At 48.1% G+C, this 20,786-nt stretch carries 16 protein-coding genes; 2 read left to right on the forward strand and 14 right to left on the reverse strand.

Going from position 1 to position 20,786, the window contains the following annotated elements:
• Positions 1-85: 85 nt before the first annotated feature.
• Positions 86-769, forward strand: a complete 684-nt coding sequence (locus tag E0496_RS01230; protein WP_141499814.1) for a GntR family transcriptional regulator — start codon at positions 86-88, stop codon at positions 767-769.
• Between the two features lie 218 nt (positions 770-987).
• On the opposite strand, the gene E0496_RS01235 is transcribed toward E0496_RS01230, so the two are convergent.
• The 14 genes from E0496_RS01235 to fabF form a co-directional block, all read right to left on the reverse strand.
• Positions 988-2,562, reverse strand: coding sequence for a hypothetical protein (locus tag E0496_RS01235; protein WP_141499815.1), 1,575 nt, complete (start codon positions 2,560-2,562; stop codon positions 988-990).
• Between the two features lie 24 nt (positions 2,563-2,586).
• Positions 2,587-3,459: a carbohydrate ABC transporter permease gene (locus E0496_RS01240; RefSeq protein WP_141499816.1), complete on the reverse strand. Its 873-nt coding sequence runs from the start codon at positions 3,457-3,459 to the stop codon at positions 2,587-2,589.
• Between the two features lie 39 nt (positions 3,460-3,498).
• The gene (locus E0496_RS01245) at positions 3,499-4,401 is read right to left on the reverse strand and encodes an ABC transporter permease (protein WP_141499817.1); all 903 of its coding nucleotides are present in this window, start codon (positions 4,399-4,401) and stop codon (positions 3,499-3,501) included.
• 85 nt (positions 4,402-4,486) lie between these two features.
• Complete coding sequence (locus E0496_RS01250; RefSeq protein ID WP_141499818.1) at positions 4,487-6,094, reverse strand: extracellular solute-binding protein; 1,608 nt, start codon at positions 6,092-6,094, stop codon at positions 4,487-4,489.
• Between the two features lie 259 nt (positions 6,095-6,353).
• A complete protein-coding gene (locus E0496_RS01255) occupies positions 6,354-8,576 on the reverse strand; it encodes an AraC family transcriptional regulator (protein ID WP_141499819.1) in 2,223 nt (740 codons plus the stop codon).
• Between the two features lie 75 nt (positions 8,577-8,651).
• A complete protein-coding gene (locus tag E0496_RS01260; RefSeq protein ID WP_141499820.1) occupies positions 8,652-9,845 on the reverse strand; it encodes an MFS transporter in 1,194 nt (397 codons plus the stop codon).
• Between the two features lie 59 nt (positions 9,846-9,904).
• On the reverse strand, positions 9,905-11,080 hold the full coding sequence (locus tag E0496_RS01265) for an ROK family transcriptional regulator (RefSeq protein WP_141499821.1): 1,176 nt from the start codon (positions 11,078-11,080) through the stop codon (positions 9,905-9,907).
• Between the two features lie 212 nt (positions 11,081-11,292).
• The gene (locus E0496_RS01270) at positions 11,293-12,123 is read right to left on the reverse strand and encodes a uroporphyrinogen-III synthase (RefSeq protein ID WP_141499822.1); all 831 of its coding nucleotides are present in this window, start codon (positions 12,121-12,123) and stop codon (positions 11,293-11,295) included.
• Positions 12,124-12,218: 95 nt separating this feature from the next.
• On the reverse strand, positions 12,219-13,298 hold the full coding sequence (locus E0496_RS01275; protein WP_141499823.1) for an AI-2E family transporter: 1,080 nt from the start codon (positions 13,296-13,298) through the stop codon (positions 12,219-12,221).
• Between the two features lie 199 nt (positions 13,299-13,497).
• Complete coding sequence (locus E0496_RS01280) at positions 13,498-14,457, reverse strand: ABC transporter substrate-binding protein (RefSeq protein WP_141499914.1); 960 nt, start codon at positions 14,455-14,457, stop codon at positions 13,498-13,500.
• A gap of 4 nt (positions 14,458-14,461) precedes the next feature.
• Complete coding sequence (locus tag E0496_RS01285; protein ID WP_141499824.1) at positions 14,462-15,499, reverse strand: FecCD family ABC transporter permease; 1,038 nt, start codon at positions 15,497-15,499, stop codon at positions 14,462-14,464.
• Position 15,500: 1 nt separating this feature from the next.
• Positions 15,501-16,505 carry a FecCD family ABC transporter permease gene (locus tag E0496_RS01290; RefSeq protein WP_141499825.1) on the reverse strand — a complete coding sequence of 335 codons (1,005 nt, stop codon included), beginning with the start codon at positions 16,503-16,505 and terminating at the stop codon, positions 15,501-15,503.
• A 245-nt stretch (positions 16,506-16,750) separates the two neighbouring features.
• The gene (locus tag E0496_RS01295) at positions 16,751-18,370 is read right to left on the reverse strand and encodes a helix-turn-helix domain-containing protein (protein WP_141499826.1); all 1,620 of its coding nucleotides are present in this window, start codon (positions 18,368-18,370) and stop codon (positions 16,751-16,753) included.
• A gap of 100 nt (positions 18,371-18,470) precedes the next feature.
• The gene (fabF, locus tag E0496_RS01300; protein ID WP_141499827.1) at positions 18,471-19,709 is read right to left on the reverse strand and encodes a beta-ketoacyl-ACP synthase II; all 1,239 of its coding nucleotides are present in this window, start codon (positions 19,707-19,709) and stop codon (positions 18,471-18,473) included.
• A gap of 131 nt (positions 19,710-19,840) precedes the next feature.
• Between fabF and E0496_RS01305 the strand changes: the two genes are divergently transcribed.
• Positions 19,841-20,683 carry a helix-turn-helix transcriptional regulator gene (locus E0496_RS01305; protein ID WP_141499915.1) on the forward strand — a complete coding sequence of 281 codons (843 nt, stop codon included), beginning with the start codon at positions 19,841-19,843 and terminating at the stop codon, positions 20,681-20,683.
• Positions 20,684-20,786: the final 103 nt, after the last annotated feature.

Below are 20,786 nucleotides of genomic sequence, written 5' to 3' on the forward strand. Positions count from 1 at the left end.
TTCGACTCCGTATCCTGCGATATATTATATATGGTTATTCTCAATCTCACTTCCACCCAGAATCATATATAAAGGAGGGCGCAAATTGCCTATTCCAACCAATTATTCGACCCCCGTCAGAATGTCTGCCAAAGAGCGTACCTTGAGCCAGTTGCAAAAATGGATCATTGACGGCACACTTCAGCCAGGCGAAAAGTTAAATGACGTAGAACTTGCAGAAGCACTCGGTGTAAGCCGGACTCCGATAAGAGAAGCGTTCCAGCTATTAGAAGTACAAGGACTGATTCAGACTTTTCCTGGGAAGGAGACAAGAGTCTCTCCACTTGAGAAGGAGGATATCGTCAAGCTGTACGCACCGCTTACCGCACTGCAAGCACTGGCAGCAGAACTTGCTGTTGTTCATATTCAGCCCGAAGATGTAGAGCAGCTAAGAGGAATTAATGCTAGCTTTGCCGATTGCGTAAACCGAGGCGAGTTATATGAAGCCATGGAGTTTGACGAGAGCTTTCATGAGGCGATCTTGCATATTGCAAACAACCAGCATATCCTCTCCTTCTGCTCTTCCCTTCAAATGCATATCAGACGGTACAAATATATCTTTTTCAAACGTCCGAACTGGGAGTCGCAATTGGCTGCTATGGACCACGAGGCTATTATCGACGCCCTGGAGGCACGCAACCCGGAAGAAGCTGCCCGTCTGATGAAGCATAACCTCATAAGGCCACTTGAGCATTTGGATACGATGCTCCAAGCCACGGTAGTGCGATAAAACAAGAAGAAACGGCTTCGCCGTCCTCTGCAAGAGGAAGGTATCCGTTTCTCGTAGAAATAGAAGAATACTTTATCGCGTGGAACCTATAAAGTCTTATATTTTGAAAAAAGTGATAAAGCTGCTTCCACAGCAGCTCAATCACTTTTTTTGATTTTCACCATTACCTCAGCTATAGATCAGAAACAATAACCTGTAGTACTAACGAGTATGCCTGCTTAGTCTATGATTGTCAGCGTAAAGCTCATTCGGTTAGGCGTCTCCCCAGGCTGATAAATATAAATCACCTCTACCAGCTCTTCGTTGGAATGAATGGAAGCAAGCGGCGCTTGACTATCTACAGCCAAAGCAAGACCTGGCAATGACCAATGTTCCTGTGATAGCAGCTGTGCATCCAGAGGCCCTCCGCTAATCTCAAAATAGATCTCAACGGGAGCTGCCGTATCCAAATAAACCTCAACCGAAAGCTGCTTCCGTTTCACATCGGCTTCAAAAATAATGCCTCGCTCATGTGTATTCCAATGCCCGCCTACTTCACGCCTAAGCAGCCGCAAATAATACTTTTGACCTTCCTTCGTTATCCAGTGAATGGTTGCCGGATGCATTTGCCCATTCGTATTTTTACTGCCGGACATCCCGCCGAGCATAACATCCTTTTCAATCCACGCCTTGGCTGTGCACAAATTCGAGTTTTCTCCAAGCAAGTCCTGCTCGCAAAGCTCACGAAACTTCTTAACAGCCAGCCTCTCCCCTTGGGGAATTGCAAGTGACGGCTTCACATATTCCGGTATATCGATGCCTACGAGCGCAATAATCGGGTCATGCTCAGATTCACAGTTAATAGCTGCGAGATGTTCAAACCCTTTCCCGAGTAAAAGATATAGAAATACCCCCATCGAGCTATGTGCCAGCATCTCCATTTCATATGCACGTGCAAACGGGCCACTCAAGTTTTGCAATACGGGGTTATAAAATAAAGCGATGCTCTCCCACAGCCCTTTCTCCACGTCATGGCCAATTCGCTTCAGTTCATCACATTTTGCATAACAGCGCCAAAGACCAAGCACCGTAATATCAACGCCATAATAGGTTGTCGTGTTAAACTCCGCAAGCGAGCCAAACTCCATAAATGCGGCATGAAACTTGTAGCTCTCTTGCTTGGCATGCTCAAGCCAATCCTTGTTTCCAAAGCGTTGACCAAAATAATGGGCGATGAAAATATGCATAAGCTCAATATTCGAATTCATCGGTACCGCTTCCGTTAACCGGCGATCAATGGAGCCAGTAACCGCCATAACCATGGAATCATCCATGCGAGCGACAAGCCCGGCTGGCAGCACCGATTCAAAGTTTTCTAAAATAACCGCAAACGTACAGGCTACAAATTCGCGCCAATTCGGATCGTAGCTCCTCCATACAGGAGGAAGCACATCTTCTCCATATCTATACGCGCTGCCAGCGCCAAGCGTTTGCCATGGCACCTTTCCCTTTGGAGGCGGGGATGCCTGAGGCGATGCCCGGAATGTGCCGAAATAAATTTCGTCTGCATCATTTAGCTGCATATCTATCACCTTGTTTAATACAACAGCCGCCCTCTCCCAGTCACCCGGCTCGTTACGTAGCAGCAGTCCCACTGCATAATGGCCGCTACCGCGTGTGTTATGCCGATCAAGCTGCTCGGCATCCCGGAGCATTCTCGCATCTTCGTCGAATAATTGATCCATATATTCCATGGCATGATCAACCAAATAGCGCTGCTCCTCCGCCATCCGATTTCGTATGCTTTGACTCATAAAGCCAATTCCCCTCTCCGTGTTCTAGCCTTTAACCGCTCCTACCATAACCCCACTTATAAAATAACGCTGCAGCCAAGGATACACGATAAGGATCGGCAATGTTGAGAAAACGACGCTAGCCGCCTTAAGGCTCTCCGGTAATACTGTCGCAGCCGTCATCCCTTCCATTTGCATTAGATCATGTACCTGATTTTGCTGAATCATTTGGTACAGCTTCAGCTGCAGTGGGTAAAGCTCAGGGTTTGTTATATACATTAACGCATCCTGGAAGCCATTCCAACGGCCAACCGCATAAAACAAGCTAAGCGTTGCCATAACCGGCAGCGATAATGGAAGGATAATTCGGAACAAAGTACCGATATGGCTGCTTCCGTCAATATCCGCCGCTTCCTCCAGGCTCTTCGGAATGTTATTGAAGAAGGAGATCAGAATAATCATATAGAACGGGCTGATCAAGCCTGGAAGAACAAGCGCCCACATTTTGTCCAATAGATGAAAATCACGGATTAGAATATACTCCGGTATCATTCCGCCTGTGAAAAACATTGTAATTACGATGATGAGCATAAATATTTTGCGTCCTTTAAGCTCTTTCTTAGAAAGTGGGTAAGCAACCGCAATGGTCATCACCATCGAGAGCACTGTCGTCAACACGGTCAACAATACCGTAAAACCCAGCGATCGGATCATCGACATATCGGAGAATACTTTGCTGTAAGCCTCAAAGGTCAATTCGATGGGGTAAAAAGAAACCTCGCCCGACATAATGGGACGGTTGGCACTTAATGAAATCGCAATGATGTGAATAAAAGGCGCTAGGCAAAGCAGCATGGTGATGATAACAAAAATAACGTTAGCTGTATCAATCGCTCGGTTGGATGCACGTTCGCTCATCGTAGTTGTCCCCCATTTCTTCATCTTCTGGAATCTGAATTATAAAATGCTCTCGTCTGCCAGCTTCTTCGAAGCATAATTGGCGCCAAGCAGAAACACGAGTCCGACAAGCGCTTGAAATAGCCCAACCGCCGTAGCTAACGTAATCTGACCGGATTCCATCCCTATTCGGTAGACGAATGTACTCAGCACATCCGAGTAATCACGCACAGCAACGTTACCGATAATAAAAGGACGATCAAAGCCGATTGAAATCATGTTGCCGAGATTAATAATAAGCAGCGTGGCGATCGTTGTCTTGAGGCCAGGCAAGGAGATATGCAATATTCGTTTAAAGCGGTTGGCGCCATCTACTTCCGCAGCTTCAAACAACTCCTTATTAATGCCCGTCAGAGCAGCAAGATACAAGATCGTTCCCCAACCTGCACTTTGCCATACGCCCACCGTCAAATACGTAATGAGCCAGTATTTTTTGTCGGTCAAAAAAGGAATTTCACCGATTCCAAAACCCGACAGCACATTGTTGATAAATCCTGATTGTGTTCCAAACACCTGCAACACGATCCCACCGATAATGACCCAAGAAATAAAGTGAGGAATATATAATACCGTTTGCGCCATCTTCTTAAACCACGATGTCTTAAGCTCATATATCATAATGGCGAGAATGAGCGGAGCGGGAAAGGAGACGAGCAGATCGAGAAAATTCAATAAAATAGTGTTGCGCAGCGCATCGAAAAAATCCTGATTCTGAAAAACTTCCTTAAACGCATCGAAGCCGATCCATTTACTTCCAGAAATGCCTTGGAAGAAATTAAAATCCTTAAACGCGATTTGAACCCCATACATCGGGCCGTATTTGAACAGGAAAAAATAAGCTAGGGGCAATACAAGTAAAATATATAGATGCCAGTTTCTTCGTAAGTACATGTTCATTCTCATGGCCACTAGTCCTCCTTTTTACTGAAACACGTGGCCGGAAGGAATGATCGGCTCATTCCTTCCACCTCGTTTCCTACGTGTATGATTATTTCGAGCTCATTTCCTTGTAAGCAGCCGTACGCTCATCCAATATCGCTTGACCGCCGCTTGCCATGTAATCTTTCATCATTGCCGCATACGTTGATTCGAATTGCTCCGTTTTCACCATCGTTGCCTTCACGATAAATTCTTGGAATTTATCAGCCAAACCGTTGCCGTACTTTGCTTCAGCAGCGATAGGATGGTCAAAGCGCACCGGGGTAATCGGATCGGTATTCGAAATCTCAACCGATTTGCGCATATCCGCTTGGTACTCTGCAGGCGTTTGTGCGATATAAGCGTCCGTGTTCTTCTTGTCATCCCCTGCAAACTTGCCGTTAACGATGACGGCAAAGTCACCGAAGTTGTAGATTTTATCGATCGCTGCCTGCGCCGCATCCGGCTTTACGATTGGAACGCCGTCTACAAGCGTGAAGTTTTCACCTTCAACTCCGAATTGAATATCGAATAGGTTTGTCCCGGATGCCATCCAGTCCAAGTATTTAATCGCTTCAACCGCATGCTTGCTCGATTTCGGAATCATGACATACAATCCGTTAGGCGCATAGGTTGGCTTGGCAAACTTGCCTTCTGAGTTCGCAAATGCGTCTAGCGGAGTCATGACTGCGCCAGCTACATTCGTTTGCAGGTTTTTGTACGTATTGTTTTGCGTAAAGTATAATTCACCCGCGTCTTCACTGTAGAAGCCGACACGGCCGCTCTGAACATCTTCCCATAGCTGCTTCTTGTCCTTGTCCAAGCCAAAGTCCTTGCTGATCAGACCTTCGTTGTACAATTTATTCATATATTGCAGTGCATTCTTAAAACCTGGCAGCAGCGCTGGAAAGTCATTCGATCCGAGTTGCTGAGTGAGGGTATAGCGTTGTTCCTGGGTCATAGGTTCAATAAACGACCACAAAAGCGACTCATATTGCGCAGAAGCAATCGTCATCCCAAAAGGAATGACCTTCCCGCCAGTGCTGCCTGGGTCCTTTTCTTTAAATGCTTTTAGCGTCTCATAAAGCTGCTCCGTATTTTGTGGAGCTGGCAAGCCTAGTTTATCAAGCCAGTCCTGACGAACATAAGAAGCATATTTGCCTAGTACCAAACGTCTGCCCGGCACAGCGAATTGCTCTCCGTTATAACTTCCGTATGCCAGCGTATCTTCTCCGAGAAACTTTTTCAGATTTGGCCCGTATTCATCAATGAGTTCAGTCAGCTCCGTTAACCCGCCTTGCTCCGCGTAACGATTAAAGGTGCCTGAATCATAAGTGAAGACAATATCCGGCACTTCCGTCCCACTTGCCATTAGTACGTTAAGCTTCTGAATCTCTTCCGAACGAGGAACGGGGACAAATTGAACATCAATATTGCTTGGCTTGCCAAATCTCTCTTTCACGAGGTTAGTTAAGTAACTGTTAGTAATGGTATAACCTGCTGGCGTGTTGCCGCGATCGAACAGCTCTACCTTTAGGGAAGAAGGCTTAGTTGCTGCGTTCCCGCCTTCTGCATTTGGTGAAGCATTGTTAGAAGAACATGCCGTTACGAATACGGTAGAGATTAATGTGACTGCGACCCCTAGACGTGCCATTTTTGCAAAGCGGTTTCTCTCCATTACCCTTCACCCAAACCCTTCTCTATGTGCGTATTTTTTATCGTCAGCGCCTTGATGTCACTTATTATTACATGAATGTCGAAAATGTGACAATAAACTAGTTTCGTACAATAAACTCCGTGATTTAACGTAATATTATGTAACATAACAAACTTTTTTCGTATAAGTAAACGATTTTCACACTTGTTTTACATGGAAAAAACGCCCTTTACCTTACTAGAAGCAGTAAGATAACGAGCGTTTATGATGGGTATTGCTGTTACTGTTCAGGCTTCATCTTGAGCTTGCGGTAATCGCCTGGCGTAACGCCTACGATTCTTTTAAAAACTCGGCCGAACGTGATTGAGTTGGCATATCCAACTTTTAATGCGATATCTTGAATGTTCTCACTCGTGCCTGCAAGCAAAAATTCTGCCCTTTGCATTCTGAGCTGCATGAGAAAATCAACAAACTTCATATCGAATTCTTCCTTGAACAGATAACTGGCATACTTGCCGGAGATTTGAAACCGATCACTCAAGTGCTTAAGAGACAAATCCGGATTCGCAAAGTTCTCTTCAATATACACTTTCATTTCACTGATCATGGCTTTGTAGCTTTTGGTCTCATTGACGGATACATAGATACGATACAGCTCCGTTAGCCAATGCAACAAGACGAGCTGCACGTGATGCAGCGTCGATGCCTCTTCTAATTCTGCATAAAAAACCCGAAGGCTTGAGGCATCAAAGGTTTTGCGCAAACGGTCCGACATATCGCCAATTTCTCGATCCAGCATTTGCATGAGCGCATGAAGCAGCATCCGGATCTGCTCATCCTTAATGGAATCATTGCGAAACGTTTCAAACAAGCCGTCCAGCTTAGCGCGCCAGCCCTCGTCCGCAATTCGAAAATCTCTTACGATATCACTAAACGTTTGTAAATACTTATACGATTGAAGAGCTGACTTGTCAGGCAGCTCCTCACTCATCACAACCATATCCTGTCCCAAAGACAGCTTATGTTGAAGAGCGGTATCCGCAGCGTGGCAGGAAGCCGGCACTTGTTCCCAACTGTCGACAATCGTTCCAACACCAATGGCCAGAGAAAGTCCCAGATTATCGCTGACCCATCTTAATCCATTGTCCGCCAATGTCTTGAGTGTTTCTTTGCCTACTGCGGAGGTTTGCTCCCAGCCGATTAATACGCCCATGCGGCTGCCGCTGATCCACTCCGACCATCCATACATCCGCTCCTCCTCCATAAATTCCTGGAACAAATTCATGAGGGTGAATTTCAGCATATTTTGATCGTTTGCCGCGTAATTTTTGCGAAACTCGCCATATTGATTAATTTCCACTGCGATAAAGACAAGTTTGTCTGGTTCCATAGGCAAAGGCTGGAATTGATGCAGCCTCTCCGCTATCGCTTCTATCCGCTCCCCTTCTATAATATCCAGAAAGAGCTGACGCCGATGCACGAGCAAATTTTCATGATGCCGCTGCTCATAATGCATCGTTTGCTCAATTAAACTCTCGAGAGCATGATCAATAACGACTAGCTCGCTGTTCTCTAACAGCTGGCCACCCTGAAGCTGCAGCGCTTGAATCCGGTTCATCATCACTTGAATCGGTCGATAGTTTTTGCGAGTAATGTAGAAAATATAGACCATGCCCAAAATAACGGTCAAAACGCCAATGGCGATCCATATGTAGGATACAACAGATACCCAAGCGAATAGTTGTCCAGCGCGAATGCCGCTTTGAAACGTCCAGCCAGTATTTTCCGAGCGTATGCTTGTGAGCACCTCACCCCTCGATTCCGCTTCGCCATGAGCAGCATATAAGAGCTCGCCCTCATCATTTATAATGCGCATAAAGGAGATTTGGCTATTCGTCATATCGTCAATCATTCGCTCAATGCCATACATATTAATATTGATGACTACCATGCCTTCAGCGCCAAAAGGAATCGGAAGCTGCTTGTAAAGGCTAATGACCTTGCTTGTACGGTCGGTTATTTTTTGCGGATAGTCGCGGGGCGCACTCCAGCTCGAAGATTTCTTGTCGAGCAGCGCCTGCTCCAGAAACCTGCGGTCAACAAAGGCATCAAGCGTCTTCAGCCCATTCAAAGTCAACACCGTCTGGTCAGAGCTGCGATATAAATAAATCGAGTCGATTAGCTGATTGCGGTAAAGCATCCCGTTCATTTGCCTGACCGTGTCATAGATGCGAGTACTGTCCTCCTCCTGCTTAAAACTGCCTAAAAAATCATTATAAACAGGATTGGTCTCCATTTCCTGAAGCATAGACAGCTCTATCTCGCCTAATGAGCGCTGAATCGTATCCACAATATACCCGGTCGATATTTCATTGGCCTTATTCGTTTCGCTGCGCGATAGCTCGCCAACGATAAGAAAGGATAAGAAAATTAAAATGGAGACCGTTAATAAAAATATGGGGAAATAAGAAAACATCATTCTGCTGGACCAATTTCTTCTCATCTTATCCCCCACCTGTCGTTTCTCGGATGCTGAGAACCGTCGCCGCGCATGTCCTTGCCCTGTTAAAGGAAGCTACTAGGCTGATAATGCTGTTCTCTTGTTCACCCAATATAGCATGACAACACCGATTAACGCACTAAGCGTGCATGCCATATACATCATTTCCGGCCCGCCTGCATGATAGAGGTAACCATTAAGCAGATTTCCGACGATGCCCCCCAAGCCTACAAATACCATATTGAAAAGACTCTGGCCCGTTGCCTGCATCTGCTTGCCCGAAGCGACTGCGACATACTCCACGGCCGCCACATAAAATAAACCAAAGGACAAACCGTGCAGCGCTTGAATTCCGATCATGACCGAAGGAATCGGATACAGCCACTGGATCGCCCAGCGCAGCGCGTAGGCGAAAGCTGCCAGCACTAATGTCTTCTCGCGTCCGATTTTGCCCACGACCTTGGCCGCAAGCAGCATAGACGGAACGTTCGTCATGGACGCCAGCAGCAGCGCGACGCCAACTAAAGAATAGCTCCCTCCCGCCTCCTGAAAGGACAGAACGAAAAACGAGTTATAAGCGGTCAAGGTCTGGTTAACAAAAAAACAAGCCACGAGGAAAATGACAAAATCACGGTTGCTTAGCAGTTTTTTGAAACCTTCACTTAGTGAAACAGCCGATTTATACGAATCATTCTGGTTGGATAAGGACAATACCGTGATTGCCCCTGCCGCACTAAATAGGAAAAATGGCATCCATAGCTGTGTAATGGCAAAATGAGATAAATAAAGTCCGCCCGCGTATCCGCCAAGCGCTGTTCCTAAACTGCCCAAGCTGCGAATCGTCCCGTAGGAGGTACGGGCATGGCGTGCGGCCGAGACCGCATAAGAATCGGCGATCGGGCTTTGTGTCACCTGAAAAATAATCGAAATCGTGTAGACAAGTACCATGATCGCAAATAGTTTGACACTGTAGAAGTAGGCCAAAATGGACGGAACAGCTATGCTGAGCACCAGCACCAGCTTCGTCTGGCGAAAGCGGTCTACCATGAGTCCCCACAAAGGCTGTACTAAGATAGACAACAGCGTGCCTACCGCCATCATGATACCAACGCTGCTCGAAGACATCCCTTGATGTACAAATAGTGTTGTCAAATAGGGATTAAACATGCCTCCAGCCAATCCCGTAAATAAATACAATATGCGGAGCTTGTACAATACAGCTCTCGCCTCTCCTGTTATAGCCGACGAATCCAATGCCGTTGCCTTTTCCATGAAGTTAATCTTCCTTTGCTGAGTATTGGCTTTGACCCCCGTCGAGCTTTCTCTATAGGTTATAGGTTTGCAAGTTCGTTTCTGATTTGTTCGTAAGCATGGCGGGCAGCCAGATTCACAGCTCCGAGGACAACTGCTGTCTCTCCCAAAATAGAGCCCGTTAGCAGTGGTCGAATGGGAAAGCGGAGATCTGCATGCTTGTCTAATACCGGTATTAATACGTCTGCATGGCTTCCAATCTCACCGCCGAGCACAATGAGCTCCGGGGCTATCATTACGCTTAAATTATGAATAACAGCCGCCAGCAGCTCCCCGTACGCTTCTATAATTGAAATGGCCAGTTCATCCCCCATACGTGTCGCTTCAAAAAGAATAGCAGGCGTCATCTCCAAGTATTCCCGAAGCAAAGATGGTTGGCTGCTGTCTGCCAGACTTTTATACGCTATCCGCTGCAGGCCCTCTGAGGAAAGCAGTTCCTCTACACTACCCTCTCGGCCAAGCCGCATATGACCGATTTCTCCAGCAACCCCTCCAAGCCCCCGTACCAGCCTACCATCGACAACTAGACCAGCTCCGACACCCGTACCAACAGATAAATATACGAATAACGGGTTCTCCTTAGCTGCTCCGCTGCTTTGCTCCGCCATCGTCGCTAAATTCACGTCATTTTCAACAAGTACCCGCGTCGCAAACTGCTTCTCTAGGGATTCCCGAGTAAAGCTATGTTCATATTTTTTCAGCTCGTTAAGCATAAGCGAAGCCTGTCCCGTCTCCGGAACGACAACGGAGGGCATTGCGACCGCTATATAGGGAACCATCCCCCCATGCGCGCCGTGTCTGCCAAGCAGCCTAATCATGACCTCTTGCAGCTTGGGCATAAAAATATGAGGCTCATCCCCCTGCGTTTCAAGCTCTTCGTAATCAAGCAGCGAGCTATCCGGCCGCGATAAGGCGATCCGTGCCCGCTTCGCGCCAACATCGATTCCACAAACGCAATAGGCGGAGTGGTTAAATTCCAACAGAGTTGCTTTTCTTCCCTGGGCATTTTCCCCTCTGCCCACCTCGCGTACCAGACCTTTATCCATCAGCCTCTGAACGGATGAGGAAACGGTTGGTTTGCTTAGTTCCGCTAATCGGCTTACTTCCGCACGCGAAATTCTGCCTTGCCGGAAGATGAAGTCCAATATCAATTGCTCGTTTAAGCCGCGTATATAGTTAGAATCTCCTTTTTGCATGAAAAAGCGTTACCTCTCTTTCAAGTTAGTTAGTAAGTTAGTTTAACTAATTATATAAATGATTATAATCAACCCTGTTAATTCTCGTCAATTGCAAATATGAGGCCAAAACAAAAGACCCTCCTATTTGCATAGAAGGGTCTTCATTGTTGCATTTAAATGCTAACGGCTGCCTCAAAGTGCGCAGCTTCTTACCGACCTAATTGATTTGCTTAAACTTGCCGTTGACTAGCCTGCTCATAGTAGCGGCCGATCTCGATAATCAAAGCGCCCATTCTCTCCAATTCCGGCACAACCATTTGTTTGACGCCATATTGCCGCAGCGCTTCCGCCGTCACTTTGCCGACTGCTGCTGCGAGAACCGAACCGTCAAATGCTTGAAGAAGCAGCTCTTCGCACTTCGTTTCCTTCGCATATCGGAACAAATAATGCACTTGCACGGCTGTTGTAAAACAAACCGCATCCACTGCGCCTTCGGCAAGCTCCGTAAGCAGCTTTTCTACCGTATCCGATTCTGGCGGCACATGCCGGTAAGGCAGAACGGCTTCGACTTGAGAAGCTCCCTTTGCTCTCAAGAAGTCTACCAGTTCCGGCGCCGACTCACCGTGCAGTTGGATCCAAATGCGCTGGCCGCTAAAATCAAAAGCATTCAAGTTGTCTATCAATCCCTGCATGGTACCATCATCATCGCTGACAACTGCTTTCAAGCCGTTTCTCTTTAGGAACGCTGAGGTTTTGTATCCTCTCGTAGCGATTTTGGCTTCCGCCAACCGCATCCGTACAGCTTCCCCGACGCCCAGCTTATCGGCCGCTGCAACGAGACTGTCCGATCCCATGCCCGTCGTCAAGATGACCCAATGCGCGCCCTGCTCCGCAAAACTGTGAAGCGGCTCGGCGAGCAGCTCCTCTTCGAACATCGTTAAACCTTGAAGTGAGCGAATGATCGGCGTCCCTCCTTGTTTCTCCACAATCAGGCACATCTCGTCCGTTTTGCGGGAACCAGCGATAACAATCCGTTTATTTTCCAAAGCATCTATCCCCATAGTCTTCCAGCCACCGTACTTTCGGTAAATTTGTCTTAGTCGACGTCATTATACCAAATGCTGCCGGATTCTGCATCCCAAATGGAAGCTTAGTGTCAGGCATTTTCCCATTGCTGCTTGAAAAACAGCTCGTACACGCGTCGATATACGATTTTTAATATCATATAAATCGGAATAATGAGCAGTATGCCTAGTATGCCTGCAATATCGCCACCAACGAGTACCAGAATAATCGTCGTCAGCGGATGAATATCCAGCTGTTTGCCAAAGACATAAGGCGCGATCAAATTATCCTGTATTTGCTGTGCGATCGTAATGATCACCACGGACCAGATCGCGGTAGACGGCGACTCAATAAAACCAATAATGACAATGGGGACGGAGGATAAAAACGATCCGATAAATGGGATAAAGTTAAGAATGATCGCTACAACCGTCAACAAAAGGGCATAGGGTAAATCAATGATTAGAAACCCAACGTACATTAATACGCCGAGTGCAACATTAACAATAACCCGTCCGACGATAAAGCTGCTGAGCATATGGTCAATATCAGCTAGAGCCGCGTTAGCATCCACTCGGAAGCGCTTCGGAATGAAGCTGACGACCTGCTCGCCAAATTTCCCGCCTTCCTTCAGCATATAAAACAGCAGAATCGGAAACGTAATCAACACTATCGCGAAATTGGAGAAAAAAACGAACAGTCCCGACAAATATTCGGTCAGTACGGTAAAGCCTTTATTTAAATACTCCGTCAGCTTGGAAAGCGGATTGGAATCCTGCGGCAAGAAGGACGATAAAAAGCCGTTATGCTCTAGCTCTTCCACCTGCTTGCTGAGCGCCGTGAATAGCGTGGGGGCGTTCTCGACTAAATTGATTAATTGCGTCCGCAAAGACGGCCATACCCAAAGGCAGAAACCGACCATGATAAGGGCAAACACCAAATAAATAAGCAAAATGGACAACGTACGGTTCACCTTGCGGCGCTCCATGACGTTCACGAGCGGACGCAAAAGATAATAAAAGAACCCCGAGAGCATCAGCGGAACAATAATCATGCTGAATAACGATAAAATCGGCTTAAAAATAAAATTAACCCGCGAGCCCAAATAAATAATGACAAGCACCAAAATAATCGAAATGCACCATCGGATAAAACGATTATGCTTGGCCATGCGATCACCTTCTTCTCTTTTTAGATGAATATTTAGCCAAGCTGCACAGCCCTGAAGCTGCAGCAGTCGGTCATCCCCTCAAATCGGTTATGTACCTTATACCCGCTGTCTCATCAGGTGAATCTACCAATACAAAAAAAACCGAAGCAAGAGAGCTGTTCCGCCCCCGCTTCAGTCTTTCCTCATTTATTCTTGCGCTCTATTTCGTGAACAGCTGCTTAGCGTCATCCAGTGCCATACTGTGTCCGATAGAAGAATAATCGAGCCACTTTTGTCCGTCCAGCATATAAACATGGTTGTTCTTTACAGCTTTCAAGTTTTGCCATACGAGGTTTTTCTCCAGCTCATCGAAATTAGCCTTGGCTTCGTTGCCTTTGCTTATAATGACGAATATCGCATCTGCATCGAAATCAGGCAGTACTTCCTGAGAAATAACTGCATACGGCTCATCGGTAATTTTCTCTACACCAGAAGCCGGATTTAAAGCCAAGTCTTCAAACATAATGGGTCCTACCGGCCGCTTCATGCCCATGACCCGAAGCTCTTTCGCTGTCATGCGGATGGCCATGACCTTCGCGTCTTGCCCGAGCTCTGCGCTTATCAAGCCTTTGACACGCTCGGCTTTCGCCTCATAGTCTTTAATGAAGGCTTCGGCTTCCTTCTCTTTGCCTACATGCTGTGCGATCCGGTTTAAATGATCGCGCCATGTCCCGTTATCCATATCGATGCCAATCGTCGGAGCAATCTTCTCAAACTTCGCCAGATCATCACCCGTATAAACCTCATCGATATAAATGACATCCGGTTTAAGCGCGAGGACAGATTCCATGTCCGGGTCAGTTACGACACCGAGCTTAGATACTCCCTCTAGTTGATTAGCGACATGCGGCAAAAAGTCCTTCACATCTCCGCCAACGACCGAACCGGCAGGCTTAATCCCAAGCGCGAGCAGGTTATTGGTAATGTGGATCGACATGGAAGCAATCTTGGCATTCGCATCATGCGTCATCACATCCGGTGACGATTCCGGAGCTTCCGAAGCCGCGTTTGTTGGTGTGTTCGTACTGGATGAAGCCCCATTTGAAGTCGTAGACTGTCCACAAGCAGATAGCGCCCCTACAATCATTAGTGAGACCAGCGCGGTAAGCATTCGTTTCATCATGTTAAGAATTCCTCCGTGAGTTAGGTTTTGTGCTTAATAGCAAATATAAGAAATACGGACCGCCAATCGCCGCAACTACGACGCCGGCGGGAATAGCGTTAGGCTGGAAGATGGAACGGCCGACCGTATCCGCGGTTACCAGAATAACAAGGCCGACAAGAGCGGCTATCGGCAGATAATAGCGATGCTGCGGTCCTGCAAGCCGTCTAGCAATGTGAGGCGCAACAAGACCGATAAAGCCAATGCCGCCGGCCATCGAGACGCTTGCGCAGGATAAGGCTACTGCCAGACCTAGCATAATGACACGGTTTCGCGTCACGTGGCTGCCTACCCCTGCGGCCGTCTCGTCACCGAGCGCGAATAAATCAAGCGCTCGGGACCTCAGATAAACGATCGGAACCAGCAGCACAATCCAAGGCAGCAGCGCCCACACATTCACCCACTCCCTGCCCCATACGCTGCCCGCCAGCCAGCGGGCGGCAAAGGAATAGTTATCCTCGTCCAGACGCAGCGAGAGGAAGAGCGTGAGCGCACTTACACCTGCCTCAACCGCGATGCCGACCAATATCAATCGGATCGGAATCATGCCTTTGAAGCGATCATAAGCCAGCATGAAAATAAGGATAGAAATGACCGCACCACCAGCAAAGGTGAACATTGGAATCAACAATGCCGTCGGCCCCTCCATATTGCGAAAGAAAGAAACAAACAAGATCAATCCAAGGGCTGCTCCAGCATGTATGCCCAGAATGCCGGGATCAGCAAGCGAATTTCGGGAAACACCTTGCAGCACCGCACCGGAAATGCCCAGTCCAATCCCCGCCAAAATGGTAATGATAATCCGAGGCATACGGTAATCAAATAGAATTAACTGTTCATCAGAAGTGCCGCCGCCAAGCAGCGTCCGCCATATGGAAGCTGGTGACAGCCGAATGGTTCCGGTATTTAAGCTAACCAAGATTACAACAGCCGCAACCGCTATTAAAATAATGCCGACAATAATCGCTCTCGCTGTCCTTTTTTGCTCCAGGCTCGCCATCCTACAGCTCCCTCCTTTCTTTACGGGCTAGATAAAGAAAGAACGGTACGCCAACCAAAGCAACCATAGCTCCGATAGCGAACTCCCGTGGAGGGTTGACCATGCGTGAAGCGAAATCCGCCCATACGAGCAAAATGGCTCCAAGCAGGGCAGAGAACGGAATGATTTTGCGATAATCAACGCCGATCAGCCGCCGAGCGATATGTGGAACAACCAAACCAACAAATCCGATCGACCCCGCAACGGAAACGGATGCTCCTGCAAGCACAACCGCAGCAGTCATGCCAAGCACCTTAATTTTACCCGTATGTATGCCAAGGCTTGCTGCCGACTCGTCGCCGAGCGACAGGAAGGTAATCGAGCGGCCCATTGTCGAAGCCCAAGCGATAACAATAAACACGATCGGAGCAAGGAGTTTCAAATGCTCCCACTTCACGCCTGCTACTCCGCCCGCATACCAGAATGCAAGATCCTGGCTCAAATCATAATATATCGCGATGCCGCTGCTGAAGGAGTGAAGAATTGCAGCGACGACAGCACCTGCGATCGTTAGCCTCAAAGAATGAAGACCACCTTGCGTTGCTGACCCTAACAGTACGATAAACAACGTACTGAGCGCCGCTCCTAGGAAAGACATTAGAATGAGCTGGGAATAGGAAAGTCCAGGCCAGAAGGCAAAGCACAGAGCAACAACAAAGGCCGCACCTGCATTAACGCCCAAAATGCCGGTATCCGCCATCGGATTGCGCGTCACTCCCTGCATGAGCGCTCCGGCTGTGGCAAAGGCCATACCTGTGACGACAGCTCCCAGCACGCGAGGCAGCCTGTATTCATGCATAATTTGATGGGCCGTCAGCTCAGGATCATAATGAAAGACCGCTGACCATACCATTGCGAAGCTAAGGTCCTTCGCTCCGTAGGATATCGCCAAAAATATAGACATCAACAGCGCTGTGATTGCCGCTGCAAACCATAAGCCTGTTTTCCATGTTGTATGCCCGCTCATAAGCTTGTGATCTAATAAGCCTCCTTCATCCGATAATATTGATAATCATTATCATTAGTTCATTATAGCTTACCCGCAGCTCCCGTACATGACATAAATCAAGATTCATTCATGGATTATTTCAAGGTGAAGCGGCTATCGCCGTCCTTTGACGGCGCGGCGCGTTTCATTCCGAGAAATAGAGAGAAAGGATGAGCAAACTCATATCCTTACCTATATTTCAAGATAGGCAAGGGCCTGAGCTGCTACCTGCACAGCAGCAGCTCAATCTCCTCTAATTGTCGGTCAATTCCGTACGGCGCATACACGATCCACTTCTCCCACTCCAAATAAAATACCCGCTTGCTTCGAACAGCCGGATGGTTCATCCAATTGGGATTGGTTCCTATATAGCAATTCACACGCTCACGGTCTGCTTCTGTCTCACATACCAGAAATAAATAATCGGCTTCATAGCCTTTCATCTCATCGGGCTGAATCGACAGCCAATTAAAACCCGTTCCGATGGGGTGAGCAGCCTGTGCAGCCACAATCTTCTCAGGAAGATGCAGCTGCAGCGAGCGATAAAAAACATGGCCAATATTGCGGGTTCCATACATGCGGAGGTCATTTTTCCTTGCTACGCATATCGCAATCGTGGATTCTCCAATGGCCTTACGAACCTTTTTGCGCAGACGTTCTGATTGGCGCTCATGGTTGTCCATCCAGCTCTGTGCCTCTTGCTCCCTATCCACCAATTCGGCGATATCGAGCATATGCTCATAAATATCCTTGCTTGCCCAAGGAATCGGAAGGATTGGGGCGATATCATTAATATGTGCTTTTGCCTTTGCCAAAACATTATCCTTGCATACGATTAAATCCGGTTTCATATCACTGAACGCTTGCCGGCTAACCTCCCATGCATCGGTTGCATGCTTGGGCAGCTTTAGCTCCTTCGTAACCAATGGCAGAAAGCGGTGCATCTGTGCGGCGCAAGGCCGCAGCCCGAGCGTAAACAAATGGTCGGTGTAAGGCGATGAGAGCGAAATAATGTTTAAATCCTGCTTTTTCGTAAAAATCGAAGGCGAATAACCGCTCGTTTCCTTGAAGCGGCGGCTGAAATAAAATTCATCCTCGTAACCCACATCTGCCGCAATATCGCTAACGGGTTTATCCGTCATCAGCAGCAGTTCCTTGGCTTTATTCATCCGCAAATGAGTGAGGTACGATACGGGGGTTTTGTCCATGGAGCGCTTAAATACCTGCGAGTAATAGGACGGATGAAGCTGGGCCAGCTCGGCAAGCTTGTTCACCCGGATTTCTTCCTGATAATGGTTTTGCATATAATCAAGCGTAAGCCTGAGCCGATCCTCCGCTTCATCCTGTTCAGCCGGCTCAGCCTGCCGCAGCAGACCTTCAAGCAAATCATACAAATAGTGCTGGCCTAGCAGGCGGCTCTGGCCTTTGCCCTGTTTTTCTTCCAAGATCAGCATATAAAAATAACGTTTAAACAAACTGCCGTTTACGCGCAGCTTCCCTTCCAGCGGAAAATGGAGCTCACGGCTATAGGCTCTTCCCGTCTCGGACTGCTCCTTTAAGCGATACCCGTCAAAGGCAATCCAGTACAGCTCAGGGGCAGTAGCGGCCTCAAGCTCTAGCTGAACGGTCGAACCTAAAGCAAGCGCATAAATAGAGTCCCGCCGCAGACTGATTTCCTGACCGTTGATCCTAAGCATCCCTTCCCCTTTAACCATATAAATGATAAAATGCCGGGCCAATGGTATTTTCCCCTCAGCCCAGCCAGGCGCTGCTGTACTTTTTTCTGCATGTCCAATTTCCAATATAACGTCTTGCAACCATTGATGATGCTCAAGCGTGCTCATTCCAGCCGCGCTCCTCCCAGCTTCCTCCTTGCTGCCCTCGACAGCAAGCGTTGAAAATCATTATCAATTGTAATGAAAATCAGCTGTGATTTCAATCCTTTTAAACGTTATATTTTTGCAAAATAATAACAGCATTATGTCCGCCGAACCCAAACGAATTGGACATTCCAATTTCTAGGGCCGCCGTGCGTGCCTCGTTCGGAACATAATCCAGATCGCAATAATCGTCCTTCACTTCCTGGTTGATGGTCGGAGGAATGATTCCCTCTTGCAAGCTCTTCACCAGCGCGATCGCCTCCACGCCCCCAGCTGCACCCAGCATGTGGCCGGTCATCGACTTATTCGCTGTTATCGGAATGCGATACGCTTGCTCGCCGAACAGCTTTTTGATGGCTGCCGTTTCTGAGCGGTCTCCGATTTCCGTGCTGGTGGCGTGAGCGCTAATCACATCAATCTGATCTGCCTGCAAGTTCGCTTCTCGCAAAGCATGCTTCATCGCCTGATAAGCTCCTATTCCTTCCGGGTGCGTTGCGACCATATGGTAAGCATCCGAGCTTGCGCCATAGCCAATAACCTCGGCATGAATACGAGCCCCGCGGGCAATGGCATGAGAGAGGGTTTCCAAAATAAGAATGCCTGCGCCTTCAGCCATCACAAATCCGTCCCGCCCCGCATCGAACGGGCGGCTTGCTTTGGCAGGCTCATCATTTCTAGTTGAAACTGAGGTAGCATTGCCGAAACTCGCTACGGAGATATCCGTAATCGCCGCTTCCGTCCCGCCCGCGATAACCACATCCGCACTACCGGATCGCAGCAGCCGCCACGCTTCGCCGATCGCCGTATTCCCGATCGAGCATGCCGTAACCGGCGCAAGCGATGGTCCCTGCGTTCCGTAGCGAATACTGATCATAGCTGCTGCCATATTCGCAATCATCATCGGCACTAGCGTTGGACTTACCCGATCTGATCCCCGCTCATGAAGCACCTCAGCCTGGCTAAGCAGCGTTTGAATGCCGCCAATGCCCGAGCCTACATAGACGCCAACCCGCTCGCGATCTGTATTTTCGATAGAAAGACTTGCATCGTTTAGCGCTTGCTCCGCTGCAGCCAATGCAAATTGAGTAAACCGGTCCATCCGGCGTGCTTCTTTCCTTCCGAACAATGCCTCTGCATCAAAATCCTTTACGAGACCTGCAATTTTTGTTTTATGTCTGCTTGCATCGAAAGAATCAATTTGCGAGATTCCGGATGCACCATGAACCAAACTGTCCCAAAAACGCTCCACGCTATTTCCTAAAGGCGACACGACGCCCATCCCTGTAATCACTACTCGTTCCATCCTGCAGCCTCCTTCATGAATACCTTGATTGATTGTAGTTTGTCATATCGGTTATCCTATTACAAGTTGTAGTTTATTATAGTATAATCACTACTACTCTAACTATGGATCGACTAAGGATGGTTGCTATGATTAATCAAGAAACAAGGCTGCAAGCCTTGTCCTCCTTTTTAAAATCGAAACGCGCAAAAATCATGCCAGAAGCAGCTGGCTTTCCGTCTGGCAGCCGGCGGCGGACGCCTGGCCTCAGAAGAGAAGAAGTCGCTCAGTTAGCTGGCGTCAGCCCTACCTGGTATACGTGGCTGGAACAAGGCCGGGATATTAAGGTATCCGGTTCTGTGCTCGATTGCGTGGCAACGGCGCTGCAGCTCAATGATGATGAACGAAAATACTTGTATGCGCTCGCCCTAGGTTCCGGCCCCAGCGCTGCGCCTACGGACGAGAAACACTCTGAAATCACGCCATCCTTGAATCGAATCTTGCAGGAGCTTCGTTTCTGCCCGACTATAATATCGGATCGCCGATGCCAAATCGTCGGCTGGAACCAAGCGGCCGCGCATGTATTTATGGACTTTGAGCAAATACCCGCCGAACAGCGGAATATGATTCAGCTGCTATTTACCCGCAAGGAGTTCCGCAGGCTCGCAGGGAATTGGGAGCATTTTGTAGGCGGGTACCTCGCTATCTTTCGCGCTTATTACGGCCAATATGTACAGGACGAGTGGTACGAGCGGTTTATTGAAGAAATGAAGGGGAGCCATCCAGAGTTTCAATACCTGTGGGAACAAAGCCAGGTGAGCTCGGCCCCCGATGTTTTGCTCGAGTTTCGGCATGCCAAGGTTGGGAAAATGCTGTTTCATCTAACCTCCTTCCAAGTCCAAGGAAATACGGATCTGAGGTGCAGCGTCTATACGCCCGCTCCTGAGTCTTCGACTGAGCTAAAGCTGGGCCGACTACTGGAGCGGCAGGATTAACTGGATGCGGATGGATGGCATGGGTTGGATACCATTCACAGCGAAAATATCGGCTTTTGATGCTCATGCGAGGCCGTGGACAGAGAAATAAGAGAAAACCCGG

Source organism: Paenibacillus luteus, assembly GCF_006542765.1.
GTDB lineage: Bacteria > Bacillota > Bacilli > Paenibacillales > Paenibacillaceae > Pristimantibacillus > Pristimantibacillus luteus.